Source organism: Luteibacter sp. RCC_6_2 (genome assembly GCF_041360655.1).
Taxonomy (GTDB): Bacteria; Pseudomonadota; Gammaproteobacteria; order Xanthomonadales; family Rhodanobacteraceae; genus Luteibacter.
The window spans coordinates 115,009-127,552 of the sequence record NZ_JBFUPQ010000007.1; the positions used below are offsets into that span (position 1 = coordinate 115,009).

10 protein-coding genes are annotated in these 12,544 nt (G+C 66.9%); 3 read left to right on the forward strand and 7 right to left on the reverse strand.

All coding sequences use genetic code 11. The features are described 5' to 3' along the window. Positions 1-534 precede the first annotated feature (534 nt). The 4 genes from zwf to recQ form a co-directional block, all read right to left on the reverse strand. Positions 535-2,364, reverse strand: coding sequence for a glucose-6-phosphate dehydrogenase (zwf, locus tag AB6730_RS09650; RefSeq protein ID WP_371023398.1), 1,830 nt, complete (start codon positions 2,362-2,364; stop codon positions 535-537). Then, positions 2,361-4,187, reverse strand: coding sequence for a glycoside hydrolase family 15 protein (locus AB6730_RS09655; RefSeq protein ID WP_371023399.1), 1,827 nt, complete (start codon positions 4,185-4,187; stop codon positions 2,361-2,363). Before AB6730_RS09655 ends, zwf begins: the two co-directional genes overlap by 4 nt. Before the next feature lie 70 nt (positions 4,188-4,257). Further along, positions 4,258-5,913, reverse strand: coding sequence for a YbaL family putative K(+) efflux transporter (gene ybaL / locus AB6730_RS09660; RefSeq protein ID WP_371023400.1), 1,656 nt, complete (start codon positions 5,911-5,913; stop codon positions 4,258-4,260). 225 nt (positions 5,914-6,138) lie between these two features. Next, on the reverse strand, positions 6,139-7,953 hold the full coding sequence (gene recQ, locus AB6730_RS09665) for a DNA helicase RecQ (RefSeq protein ID WP_371023401.1): 1,815 nt from the start codon (positions 7,951-7,953) through the stop codon (positions 6,139-6,141). A 181-nt stretch (positions 7,954-8,134) separates the two neighbouring features. Between recQ and AB6730_RS09670 the strand changes: the two genes are divergently transcribed. Continuing rightward, complete coding sequence (locus tag AB6730_RS09670) at positions 8,135-8,425, forward strand: hypothetical protein (RefSeq protein ID WP_371023402.1); 291 nt, start codon at positions 8,135-8,137, stop codon at positions 8,423-8,425. A gap of 13 nt (positions 8,426-8,438) precedes the next feature. Here the strand turns inward: AB6730_RS09670 and AB6730_RS09675 are convergent, their stop codons facing one another. Continuing rightward, positions 8,439-8,798 (reverse strand): MGMT family protein, encoded by a 360-nt coding sequence (locus AB6730_RS09675; protein WP_371023403.1) that lies wholly within the window; start codon positions 8,796-8,798, stop codon positions 8,439-8,441. 75 nt (positions 8,799-8,873) lie between these two features. Here AB6730_RS09675 and AB6730_RS09680 point away from each other — a divergent pair, with 75 nt between their 5' ends. Next, positions 8,874-9,278 (forward strand): hypothetical protein, encoded by a 405-nt coding sequence (locus AB6730_RS09680; protein ID WP_371023404.1) that lies wholly within the window; start codon positions 8,874-8,876, stop codon positions 9,276-9,278. Between the two features lie 3 nt (positions 9,279-9,281). Here AB6730_RS09680 and AB6730_RS09685 read toward each other — a convergent pair whose 3' ends face one another. Both AB6730_RS09685 and AB6730_RS09690 read right to left on the reverse strand, forming a co-directional pair. Next, entirely contained in the window at positions 9,282-10,406 is a 1,125-nt protein-coding gene (locus tag AB6730_RS09685) for an anion permease (protein ID WP_371023405.1), read from the reverse strand. Positions 10,407-10,419: 13 nt separating this feature from the next. Next, complete coding sequence (locus tag AB6730_RS09690; protein WP_306849739.1) at positions 10,420-11,049, reverse strand: DUF47 domain-containing protein; 630 nt, start codon at positions 11,047-11,049, stop codon at positions 10,420-10,422. 127 nt (positions 11,050-11,176) lie between these two features. Here AB6730_RS09690 and AB6730_RS09695 point away from each other — a divergent pair, with 127 nt between their 5' ends. Then, positions 11,177-12,496, forward strand: a complete 1,320-nt coding sequence (locus AB6730_RS09695) for a hemolysin family protein (RefSeq protein WP_371023406.1) — start codon at positions 11,177-11,179, stop codon at positions 12,494-12,496. Positions 12,497-12,544: the final 48 nt, after the last annotated feature.

The window sequence follows — 12,544 nt, forward strand, 5'->3', positions numbered from 1 at the left end:
AGATACGCTGTTTTATGTAAGTACCTGTTCTAGCTATGAAATAAGAAAACAAAAAAATAGTGCAGTGCGGAAACTGGCTAGTACGATTTGGATCGATCCATGGACGCGCCATGCAAGTGACGGTGAGTCGTAACCCGTTTTGCCACCGTGGCTTTTTTCCGTGGGAATGCGAACGTGGAGCGCACTGCCATGCAAACCGGCGGCTTTGCTGCAATGCAGCGCGAAAACCACCCACTGGAAGGTCGTTTCCGTCCCGGTGACGCAGCCCTCCATGGCATGGTGGATGGTGGGAGCCGACCCTGTCGGCGATGGGGGCTTGCCCCAACCCGGCCCGCTGCCGCGGGATCGCCGACAAAGTCGGCTCCCACCATCCCACCATCCCACCAAGCCCGGTCCTACCTGGTCTACTCAACCTTGGCCGGCCCTTGTGGGAGCCGCTTCAGCGGCGATGGGGGCTTGAAGCACCCTGGCCCGCTGCCGCGGGATCGCCGCTGAAGCGGCTCCCACAGTTTGTTGGGGAGCTCCGGGCTCGCGCTATTTCTTGCGCGGGCCCTTGCCGCGGGTTGTCGAGGCACGCTTGGGCGGTGCGCGTTTGGCGGATGCAGCGGCCGTCCTGTTCGTCGGGGTTTTCTTGGTCGCCGTTTTCTTTGAAACCGATTTCGTCGCGGTCGCCTTGCGTGCCGGGGCGGCCTTTTTCACCGCGGTGCTGCGCAAGGCCTTCTTGGCGGCGGCCCTTTGCGCGGCCTTGCGGCGCTCCGGCGATTTCTGCGCGGGCGAAGGCGCATCCACCTTGGGCTTCGCCGTGCGCCTGGCGTTGAGCTCGTTCGCCGAGTTCAGCGGACGCCACGAACGTCCACCCAGGGCCAGCAAGGTATCGGCCGAGGCGGGGCCGGCGCTGCCAGACGCATAGTTCGGGAAGTCGGCGGGCGTGCGCTGTGCCCAATCGTCGAGGATCGGCTGCACGGCGCGCCAGCACGCCTCGACCATGTCGGCTCGCTGGAACAAGGTGGCGTCGCCGGTCATGCAGTCGTACAGCAAGGTCTCGTAACCCACGTTGGGTTCGGCGCGGAACCAGTCGGCGTACTTGAAATCCATGCGCACGGGCGCGAGTTCCACGCGCGGGCCCGGACGCTTCACGTCGAACTGCAACGAGATGCCTTCGTCGGGCTGGATCTGCAACACCAGCCAGTCCGGACCGAACGCGTCCATGCCCGTGCCGCGGAACGGAGCGAACGGCGCGGACTTGAAGCGGATCGCGATCTCCGTGGTGCGCCGGCCCATGTGCTTGCCGGTACGCAGGTAGAAGGGCACGCCCGACCAGCGCCAGGTGTCGATCGACAACTTCATGGCGACGAAGGTCTCGGTGACGGAATCCGCCGCCACGTTCGGCTCGTCGCGGTAGGAGATCGCCAGTTCGCCGTTCACCGCGCCGGGGCCGTACTGGCCGCGCACGGCGTCCTCGGGCTGGATGGGGCGGATCGCCTCGATGGTCTCGGCCTTGCGCGTGCGCACGGCCTCCGCGTCGAACGAGGTTGGGGGTTCCATCGCGACCATCGCCAGCAACTGGAACAGGTGGTTCGGCACCATGTCGCGCAATGCGCCGGTCTGCTCGTAGAACGAGCCGCGACGCTCGACGCCGACCGTCTCGGCCACGGTGATCTGCACGTGGTCGATGCGATCGCGATTCCAGATGGGCTCGAACAGGCCGTTGGCGAAGCGGAAGGCCATGATGTTCTGCACCGTTTCCTTGCCCAGGAAATGATCGATGCGGTAGATCTGGTCTTCGCGCAGCACCTTGAGGATGCGTTCGTTGAGCGCGTGCGCCGAAGCCAGGTCGTGGCCGAACGGTTTCTCGACGATCACCCTGCGCCAGCACTGGCCATCGGGGCCGCCGTCGTCGACCAGGCCGGCCTCGTGCAGTTTTTCGATCACGTCGCCGAAGAAGCGCTCCGGCGTGGCGAGGTAGAACAGCACGTTGCCCTTGGTGCCGCGGCGGCGCTCCGCATCCTTGAGTTTGATGGCGAGGCTCTGGAACGCGGTGAGGTCGTCGAAGTCACCGGCGTGGTAGGTCATCTGGCCGCTCAGCCAGCCCCACGCTTCGGCGTCGAGCTTGCCGCCGCTGTTGCCGACGAAACGCTCCAGCGCGGAGGTCAGGCCCTTCTTCCAGGCGTTGTCGGTCATCTTGCCGTGATTGAAGCCGATCACGGAGAAGTTGTCGGACAGCAGGCCGGTGCGGCGCATGTTGTAGAGGGCGGGAACGACGAGGCGGCTGGTGAGGTCGCCAGCGGCGCCGAAAATCACGACGGTACACGGGTCGGCCGGGTGAGCGCGTGAGGCGACGCGCTTCGGTTGGGCTTGGCTCATGCACGGACTCCTTGGGGATCGAGGGCTTCGGGGGTGGCGTGGACATCTGCCGTCGCGCTGTAGCAATGCGCGAGGCTGAAAGCGGCATTAACCAACGCGACGTGTGAAAAGGCTTGTGGGAAATTGCCCAGCAGCCGTTTCGACCGTGGATCGTACTCCTCCGCGAGCAGGCCGAGGTCGTTCGCGAGCCCGATGAGGCGCTTGAACAATTCGCGTGCTTCGTCGAAGCGGCCGAGCAGTACGTAATTCTCCACCAGCCAGAAACTGCATGGCAGGAACTCGCCCTCTCCCGGTGGGAGGCCGTCCACGCCGCTGCGCGTGTCGTAGCGGCGCACGAAGCCTTCGACAAGCAGGTCTTCCTCGATCGCCCGCACGGTGGCGACGATGCGCGGATCATCCGGCGGAAGGAAGTCGGTGAGGGTCACCAGGAGCAGGCTGGCATCCAGTTCGGTCGACCCGTACGACTGGGTGAAGCAGCCACGCGCGGGATCGACGCCCTTGGCCAGGATGTCGGCCTTGATTTCATCCGCGATCGCACGCCAGCGCTGGGTGAAGCCCGGGTCACGGCCGTGCCGGTCCTGCTCGGCGGCGCGCTGGAACGCCAGCCAGGCCATCACCTTCGAATGCACGAAGTGGCGTGGTTCGCCGCGGATCTCCCAGATGCCTTCGTCCGGCTGGCGCCAGATCCCGGCGAGATGTTCCAGGAACACCGCCTGCACGTCGTCGGCTTCGGGTTGCAGGGTGACGCCATGGCGGATGGCATGGGCGAAGGCACCGACGAGTTCCCCGAAGATGTCCAACTGGAACTGCGCGGACGCGGCGTTGCCGATGCGTACGGGCTTGGCCCCCTCGTAGCCGGAGAGCCAGGGCACCTCGTATTCCTCCAGGCGGCGCTCGCCGGCCACGCCATAGAGGACCTGCAACTGGTCGGGCGATCCCGCGACCGCCCGGCGCACCCAGTCGCGCCACGCGCTGGCCTCGTCGTGATACCCCGCGTTGACCAGGGCCGAGAGCACGAAAGTGGCGTCCCGCGCCCAGCAATAGCGGTAATCCCAGTTGCGCTGGCCACCCAGTTGCTCGGGAAGCGAGGTGGTGGGTGCCGCGATGATGCCGCCGGTGGGCAGGTAGCTCAGGCCCTTGAGCACCACCAGGGAACGGCGGACGATATCGCTCCACTCGCCGCTGTCGTTGCAACGGTTTGACCAGGTCTCCCAGAACGCGAGGGTATCGCGCAGTTCGGCATGGGGGTCGAGTGCGGCGGTCGGCGGCAGGTGCGAGGGGCCCCAGGCCATCATGAAGGGGATGGAATCGCCCTTGCCCACGACGAAGCGGGCGATGCTGTGCATGCCCTCGCCTTCCACGGCCACGGGACTGCGCACGACCAGCATGTCCGGGCCCGCGACGGCGGTGAGGGTGGTCTCGTCCAGGCGGCTGACCCAGGGCACGGCGTTGCCGTAGTCGAAGCGGATCGTGAGCACGGCTTCGAAATCCACCCGGCCCTCGATGCCTTCGACGATGCGCGTGACGCCCACCTGGTCGCCGGCGAACGGCATGAAATCGATGACCCTCGCCCGTCCCGTGGCCGTGCGCCATTCGGTCTCCAATACGAGGCTGCCGTCGATGTACCGGCGTGAACAGGCGGCATCGGGATCGGCGGGAGCGATTCGCCATCGCCCGTTGTCGTCGTCGCCGACGAGGGCCGCGAAGCAGGAGGCGGAGTCGAAGCGAGGCAGGCATAACCAGTCGATCGAACCGTTCCGTGCCACCAGTGCGGCGCTTCGGCAATTGCCGAGCATCGCGTAGTCCTCGATCAGGGATGCCATGTCGTCCTCGTCGTCTCGACCGCCAGTCCTTCGACGATAACGAGCGGCCCGTTAGGCCGGCGTGTCCGCATCAATGCGCGGGACTGGTCCGCCGTGGCTGTGCCGCCTCGAACATGCTGTGCGCAAGTTCCTGCTCTCCGTAGATCACGTCGCTCGCGCCCAGGCCGTCCAGATGGGCGACGCATTCCACCGAGTGCGCGCGCGCCACGATGGGAAGGTCCGGGCGCAGGGCACGCGCGGCGCGAACGATCTGTCCGCCTTCGAAGGGATCGGGCACGGCGACGATCAACGCCCTGGCACCGGCGAGATTCGCCTCCGCCAGCACCGGCGCGGCCGCGGCGTTGCCGATCACGATCTCGGCGGTGTCCTGACGGCGCAGTTCGCGCACCGCGTCCTCGTCGGTCTCGATCACGAGCGTGCGCGTCCCTGCCGCATGCAGTTCCGCGAACACGCGTCGGCCGACGCGGCCAAAGCCGACCAGCACGGTGTGTCCCGCGATGGCGTCGGGATGGTCTTCAGGCGCATCCGAATCGTGCTTCGCGATCCACCGGTCGAGCACCACGAAGAGCAGCGGGTTGACCAGGATCGACACGATGGCCGCGGCGAGCAGCACGTCGCGCGCCTCCTCGCTCAACAGGCCCAGCGAAACGCCGAGGCCGGCGAGGATGAAGGAAAACTCGCCGATTTGCGCGAGGCTGGTGGCGATGGTGAGCGCGGTCTTCGCGGGCCGGCCGAAGGCACGAACGATGGCGAAGGCGGCCACCGACTTGCCCACGATGATGATGAGGCAGGCCGCCAGCACGATCCATGGGTGTTCGAGCAGGATGCCGGGGTTGAACAACATGCCGATCGACACGAAGAACAACACGGCGAAGGCATCGCGCAGCGGCAGGGTTTCCTCGGCGGCGCGCTGTGACAATTTCGACTCGCCCATCATCATGCCGGCGAAGAAGGCGCCGAGTTCGAACGAGACGTCGAACAGGTGGGCCGCGCCGAACGCGATGCCCAGCGCGATCGCGAGCACGGCGAGGCGGAACAATTCGCGCGAGCCGCTGGCCGAAACCGCCTGGAGCGTCCACGGGATCACACGCTTGCCGACGATGAGCATCAAGGCGACGAAGACGATCACCTTGCCGATGGTCCATGCCACCGTCTCCAGCAGGGCGCCCACGTCCGTCGCCGCCCCGCCCTTCTCCGTGCCGAGGAAGCCGCCGATCGCCGGCAGCAGCACCAGGGCCAGCACCATCGCCAGGTCCTCGACGATCAGCCAACCCACCGCGATGCGGCCGCGATCGCTGTCGAGCAGGCGGCGTTCCTCCATCGCGCGCAGCAGGACCACCGTGCTGGCCACCGAGAGCGCGAGGCCGAACACGAAGCCCTGCGCAAGCGGCCAGTCGAGCAACCAGCCCAGCAGCATGCCGAGGCCGGTGGCGACGCCCATCTGCACCGCGGCACCGGGAACCGAGATGGCCTTGACCGAGAGGAGGTCTTTCAAGGAGAAGTGCAGGCCCACGCCGAACATGAGCAGGATGACGCCGAGGTCCGCGAGTTCCTGGGCGATGTGCGCATCGGCGACCCACCCCGGGGTGAACGGGCCCGCCACCACGCCGGCGACGAGGTAGCCCGCCAGGACGGGCAACCTCAGTCGGTGGGCGATCGCGCCGAAGATGAAGGCGAGAACGAGGCCACCGACGATGGTGGCGATAAGCGGCGTGGCGTCGTGCATGGGCGGCTCCCTGAGTCGTCCAAAAAGCAATGGGGGCAAACGCGGAGCCACGCAAGCGCCACGTGCTTGAGACTTACCTCAGCCGATTGCTTACCCGAGGCACTCCTGTGGGAGCCGCTTCAGCGGCGATCCCGCGGCAGCGGGCCAGTTCGAGGCAAGCTCCCATCGCCGCTGAAGCGGCTCCCACACGAGCGCCAGCCTGCTCCGCTGGCCGCACGCTCGGCGTCAGCTTGCGGCCGTGAGCACCGCGAGGAAATCCTTGCCGTAACGCTTGAGCTTGTTCTCGCCCACGCCGCTGATCGAAGCCAGTTCCTCTTCGTTTCCGGGCAACGCACGGAGCATGGCCAGCAAGGTGGCGTCATGGAAGATCACGTAGGCCGGAACGCCGTGCTGCCGGGCCAGTTCGGCGCGTACGCGACGCAGTTCTTCCCATAGCGGCTGTTCGATCGCCTCGATGCCGAGCGAGCCGCCCGGCACGGTGGTCGGCGACCGCGCACTGCGGCGTCCCTTCGCCGGGCGCGCGTCCTCACGCAACCACACCCTTCGTTCGCCCTTGAGCACCGGCCCGCTGGTGGACGAGAGGCGCAAGGTGCCGAAGCCCTCGGGGTCGGCTTCGATCAGGCCAGCGGCGAGCAACTGGCGGAACACCGAGCGCCATTGCGTGGCATCCATGTCGGCGCCGACGCCGAACACGGTGAGCTTGTCGTGGCCGAGCTCGCGCACGCGCTCGCCCGCCTCGCCGCGCAGGATATCGATGAGGTGCCCCGCACCGTAGCGTTGTCCACTGCGATAGATGCAGGACATGGCTTTCTGCGCCGCCAGCGTGGCGTCCCACGTCTTCGGCGGTACCAGGCAGTTGTCGCAGTTGCCGCAGGGCTCGGGGTAGGTTTCGGCGAACGCTTCCAGCAACAGCTGCCGACGGCAGCGGGTCGCTTCCGCGTAGCCGAGCAGCGAATCGAGTTTCAGGCGCTCGATGCGCTTACGATCGTCGCCCGCTTCCGATTGCGAAATCATCTGGCTCATGGTGACGACGTCGCCCAGGCCGTAGACCATCCAGGCTTCGGCGGGGAGACCGTCGCGGCCGGCACGTCCGGTTTCCTGGTAGTAGCCCTCCATGCTGCGCGGCAGGTCGAGGTGCGCCACGAAGCGCACGTCGGGCTTGTCGATCCCCATGCCGAAGGCGACGGTGGCGACCATCACCACGCCTTCCTCGCGGAGGAAGCGCTGCTGGTGCCGCGTGCGAGTCTCGCCATCGAGTCCGGCGTGATAAGGCAGGGACTCGACGCCCGCCTCCATCAACCATGCGGCGGTTTCGTCCACCTTGCGCCGGCTCAGGCAGTAGACGATACCCGCCTCGCCGCGATGTCCGTCGAGGAAATCGAGCAACTGCCGCCGCGCGTTCTGCCGCGGCGCCACGCGATAGCGGATGTTCGGGCGGTCGAAACTCGAAACGAAGCGACGCGCCTCGTGCAGCCCCAGTCGCTCGACGATTTCCTCGCGGGTGCGCTCGTCGGCGGTCGCCGTGAGCGCGATGCGCGGCACCTCGGGGAAGCGCTCGTGGAGGATCGCAAGCCCACGGTACTCCGGCCGGAAATCGTGTCCCCATTGGGAAACGCAATGGGCCTCGTCGATGGCGAACAGCGCGATGGGGATGCGGTCGAGCAAACCGAGGAAGCGCCCCGTGAGCAGGCGTTCGGGTGCCACGTACAGCATGTCGAGTTCACCCGCCAGCAGCAGGTCCTCGACCTCGCGCTGGGTCGTCGCGTCGAGACTGGAATTGAGGTATCGCGCCTTCACGCCCGCTTCGGTCAGGGCGTCGACCTGGTCCTGCATCAGGGCGATCAGCGGCGAGACGACGATGCCCGTCCCGTGGCGCATGAGGGCTGGAATCTGGAAGCAGAGCGACTTGCCACCGCCCGTGGGCATGAGCACCAGCGCGTCGCCACCCCCCGCGACCTCTTCGACGATGGCTTGTTGTTGACCGCGGAATCCGGGATAGCCGAATACGGAGTGAAGAAGATCGAGAGCCTGGGACTGCATCCTCCCATGCTAACAAACCGGCGCGACGTACCGGCACGGGACGACAGCTGAACGGGATGTAGGCCTACACCGATTTGAGACGTAAGGTCGTTTTCTTTCCCCGCGCATCGGCAGGTAATGGAGCCGGGCATGCCGCCCCGCGATTCCATAGCGTTTCAACGTCCTCAAGAGGGGGGATGTCATGAAGAAAGCGCTCTTTCCCGCAAGCCTGCTTGCCGGCGCCTTGCTCGTCGGCGCCTTACCCACGTTCGCCGATGGCGGCCGCATCGGCTTCCACGGCGCCATCGTCGAACCATCCTGCCCGGTCACCGAGGGTAAGCTGGATTGTCCAGCCGGCCGCCAGGGCGACGCCATCGTCCATTCGCTCGATGCACGCCTGGTGCAAGGCGATCCCAGGCTGGCGTTGTTCGACTACGCCCGGCACCGCGACCCGTCGCGGTCGTGGCGCCTGATCGAGGTCACCTATCGCTGATCCCACGCACGCGTCATCCCCAGATGGCGCGGTCCAGGTCATGATCCAGGCCGAAGGCGCTCATGGGCACGCGACCGTCCTTCACGACCACCCCCTCGGCCTTCAATCGCCGGCACTGTTCACGATAGCCCCGCGTGCCGACGGGAATCCCGATCTTGCCGTCGGCCCGCAACACGCGATGCCATGGCAGGTCGAGGCGATTGGGCGCATCGCCGAGCACCCGCCCGATCAGGCGGGCCCGGCCGGGATACCCGGCACGAGCCGCGATGGCGCTGTAGCTGGCCACCCGGCCACGCGGAATGGCCGCGACCGCATCGATGATCCGCTGTGCCCGCAACGCGCGGGCCTCGTCATCGTCGAGTACATCGTTCATGGTTGTTTCGTGCATGTCCGGGGCCTCCGTTGAGCGTACCATCGGAAGCCCCCGACGACGGACCAGCAGGCAGCCATGCGGCATTTCGAAGCGATTCGCTCCCACCTGGGCGGCATTCACAAGCTCCGCCAGAACGAGCCCTACATCATCAGCTTCGACCTCGAGCTGCCCGACGGGCGGCACCAGGGCATCTACCTGACCGAACTCGAGGACGCCGACGGACAGCGTTTCCTGCGCCTGTCGACGCCGATCGGCCCCCTGGCCGGCGTGGATGCGCGACGCTGCCTGCGCTTCAACTGGGAGCAACGCACCGGATACCTGGCCGAAGCCGATCTCGACGGCTCGCCTTACCTGCACTTGTGCGAGAACCGCCCATACGACTACCTGGACGAGCGCGAACTGGCCCGGCTGATCGAGGAACTGGGCGCCATCGGCGACCAGCTCGAGCAGGTCGTCAATGGCGACGCCGACGCGCTTTAGGCGTCAGAACAGCAGGCGGCCCAGCTTGACCAGGCCGTAGCCGAGCCCCGCCGTGATGGGCAGGGTGAGGATCCATGCCCAGACCATGCGCTCGACCACCGACCAGCGGATGGCGTTGAAGCGCTTGGCCGCGCCCACGCCCATGATCGACGCGGACACGTTGTGCGTGGTCGACACCGGCACGCCGAGCATCGAGGCGGTGAGGATCACCGCCGCGGAACTGCCTTCGGCGGCGAAACCATTGATGGGATGCAGCTTCACCATCTTGTGGCCCAGCGTCTTGATGATGCGCCAGCCACCACCGGCGGTACCGCCGGCCATGGTGAGCGCGCAGACCACCTTCACCCAGACAGGAATAGGGAATCCGCCGGCCGCGGCCGGGTCGTGCGGGATGCGCAGGAAATGCAGGAACGCGGGCAGGTGGTCGAATTGGCCGGCCGCCGTCGCGCCAGCCAGGGCCAGGGCGATGATGCCCATGCTCTTCTGCGCGTCGTTCATGCCGTGGGACAGGCCCATGGCGCTGGCCGAGACGATCTGCGCCTTGCCGAAGAAGCTGTTCACGAACGGCGTGCGGCCGAAGCGTCGCAGCGGGCCCTTGCGGCTGGAGAAGAAGCCCAGCAACGCATAGAGGCCACCCATGATGAGGAAACCGATCACGAAGCCGAGGAAGGGCGAGACGATCATCGGCACGATGACCTTGGGCACCACGCCCTTGCCGAGCCACCAGTGCGCGCCGCCCTGCCACCAGATGATCGAATGGAAGTTGTCGCCCGCCGCGGCCAGCGCGGCACCGCACAGGCCGCCGACCAGGGCGTGGCTGGAACTGGAAGGCAGGCCGAGCCACCAGGTGATCAGGTTCCAGATGGTGGCGCCGAGCAGCGCGCTGATCAGCAGCTGCGAACCGACCTCGACCACGCCCGTGTCGATCAGGCCCGAGGCGATCGTCGCCGCCACGGCCGTGCCCCAGAGGGCGCCCGCCAGGTTGGTGACGGCCGCCAGCAGGACCGCCTGGCCTGGCGTGAGTACCTTGGTCGCGACCACGGTGGCGATGGAATTCGCCGTATCGTGGAAGCCGTTGATATAGGTGAACGCGAGGGCGATCAGGACGACCGCGATGACCATGCTCATGGGGCGCCCGCCGTCAGGAGTTCTTGAGCACGATCGAATAGACGACGTTGCCGACGTCCCGGCACTTGTCGACGGCCTTCTCGACCAGTTCGAAGAGGTCCTTGGCGAGGATGGCCCGAAGCGGATCGGAGGCTTCGGCGTAGAGGGTGCGGTACGGATCGAGCAGCAGGCGGTCGGCCTCGGACTCCAGGGCCTGGAGCTGGTCGCGCAGCTTCTTCACGGGGTCGATCTTCAGGCCATGGCGAAGCTGGCCGATCATCGCCACCACCACGTCGGCCGAGCGTTCGAGCAACGCGGCGCGCTGGCTGAAATCGATGCCCTGCAGGCGCTCGGCGACGATCACGTAGCGCTCGGCGAACTTCTCGATGGTCTTGGGGATCTTGTACAGCGCCGAGTTCAGGGCCTCGATGTCCTCGCGGTCCAGGGCGGTGACGAAGGTGTTCACCAGTTCCTCGCCGATCTGCCCGTGCAAGGCCTTCTCGCGGGCCCGTGCCGTGCTGAAGGCGGCCATCACCGGGGTACGGTCGGTCTGGGTCACCAGCTCGTGCATGGCCCGGGCGCTTTCGCGCGCGGCCTCGGCACTGGCTTCGAGCAGCCCATAGAACTTGTCGCCCTTACCGAAGATCGTCTGGAGTGAAAACATGGCGTCGCCTGGGGAACCTTGGGAATTTATGACGCTAATGTTACCGGACTGAGCCTGGCGGTGCCGTGGGCATCCCGCGGGCGAACGTCCACGACCGGGCACGGCCCATCTGCTATATAAGCCCCCGATGCTCTCCGAACTCCTGCTGGTCCTCGTCCTGTCCCTCGGCAACGGCTTCTTCGCCCTGTCCGAGATGTCCGTCGTCGCCTCGCGCAAGAGCCGGCTCAAGCAGCTGGCCAGGGACAGCCGGCGCGCCCGGGTGGCCCTGCAGCTGGCCGAGTCGCCGGAGCGCTTCCTCTCCACGGTCCAGGTCGGCATGACCCTGATCATCCTTGTCACGGGTGCCGTGGCCGGTGACAGCCTGGGCGAGAAGTTCGCCGAGCTGCTGCACGGCGGTGGCCCGCTCTGGCTGGAACCGTATGTGCGCGTGGTCGGTTGGCTGCTGGGCTTCCTGCTGATGTCGCTGGTCCAGATCGTCATCGGCGAACTCGTGCCCAAGCGCGCGGCCCTTTCCGCCCCCGAGCGCATCGCCTGCCAGATCGCCATGCCGATGCTGGTGATTTCGCGCATCACCCTGCCGATGGTCTGGCTGCTCAACCACCTTTCCACCGGCATCCTCCGCGTGCTCCGCCTGCACCGGACCAGCGCCAGCGCGGCCACCGAAGAGGAGATCCGCCTCCTCGTGGCGGAAAGCGCCGAGCAAGGCATCCTCGACAGCGACGAGCGCAACATGGTCAACCGCGTGCTGCGCCTGGGCGACCGCACGGTGGACTCGGTGATGACGCCGCGCATGAAGATCGCCTGGCTGGACGTGGCCGCGTCGCGCGAGGACAACCTCGAGGTACTGCGCGAGACACAGTTCTCCCGCTACCCGGTGTACCGCCGCGACGAAAGCGAGGTGGTCGGCACGGTGGAGGTGAAATCCCTGATCGGCTCCCTCGAGCGCGGCCAGGTCGACCTTTTCGCCCGCGTCGCCCGTCCGCTCTTCGTGCCCGCCACGGCACGGGCCCTCGACCTGCTCGAAGCCTTTCGCGACGCCGACACCCAGCTCGCGCTGGCGGTGGACGAATACGGCGACATCGAGGGCCTGGTCACCTTGAACGACCTGCTCACGGCCGTGGTCGGCGCCACCGCCCCCACGGCCGACGACGCCGGGCAGGCAGGCCCCATCGTGCGCCGCGACGATGGCAGCTGGCTGGTCGACGGGTCGCTGCCGGCCGACGACCTGCGCGAACTGCTCCAGCTGGATCGCCTGCCCAACGAGGAAGAACACGATTTCCGCACCGTGGCCGGCATGCTCACCACGCAGTTCGGCCACATCCCGCAGGCGGGCGAATCCTTCACCTGGCAGGGCAACCGCTTCGAGGTGGTCGACATGGACGGTGCCCGCATCGACAAGGTGCTGGTGAGCACCGTCGGCGCCGAAGAGTCCGTTGCAGGCGAATGACACCCCGGCCGGCAACGTAAAGCGGGGGTTCAAGCGCGGGCCGCGACA

Excerpts from the sequence above, each read along its gene's own strand:
- recQ (WP_371023401.1), bottom strand. The coding sequence starts at position 7,953 with ATGCAGTCCCAGGCTCTCGATCTTCTTCACTCCGTATTCGGCTATCCC.
- AB6730_RS09655 (WP_371023399.1), bottom strand. The coding sequence starts at position 4,187 with ATGGCATCCCTGATCGAGGACTACGCGATGCTCGGCAATTGCCGAAGC.
- ybaL (WP_371023400.1), bottom strand. The coding sequence starts at position 5,913 with ATGCACGACGCCACGCCGCTTATCGCCACCATCGTCGGTGGCCTCGTT.
- zwf (WP_371023398.1), bottom strand. The coding sequence starts at position 2,364 with ATGAGCCAAGCCCAACCGAAGCGCGTCGCCTCACGCGCTCACCCGGCC.
- AB6730_RS09675 (WP_371023403.1), bottom strand. The coding sequence starts at position 8,798 with ATGAACGATGTACTCGACGATGACGAGGCCCGCGCGTTGCGGGCACAG.
- AB6730_RS09695 (WP_371023406.1), top strand. The coding sequence starts at position 11,177 with ATGCTCTCCGAACTCCTGCTGGTCCTCGTCCTGTCCCTCGGCAACGGC.
- AB6730_RS09670 (WP_371023402.1), top strand. The coding sequence starts at position 8,135 with ATGAAGAAAGCGCTCTTTCCCGCAAGCCTGCTTGCCGGCGCCTTGCTC.
- AB6730_RS09680 (WP_371023404.1), top strand. The coding sequence starts at position 8,874 with ATGCGGCATTTCGAAGCGATTCGCTCCCACCTGGGCGGCATTCACAAG.
- AB6730_RS09685 (WP_371023405.1), bottom strand. The coding sequence starts at position 10,406 with ATGAGCATGGTCATCGCGGTCGTCCTGATCGCCCTCGCGTTCACCTAT.
- AB6730_RS09690 (WP_306849739.1), bottom strand. The coding sequence starts at position 11,049 with ATGTTTTCACTCCAGACGATCTTCGGTAAGGGCGACAAGTTCTATGGG.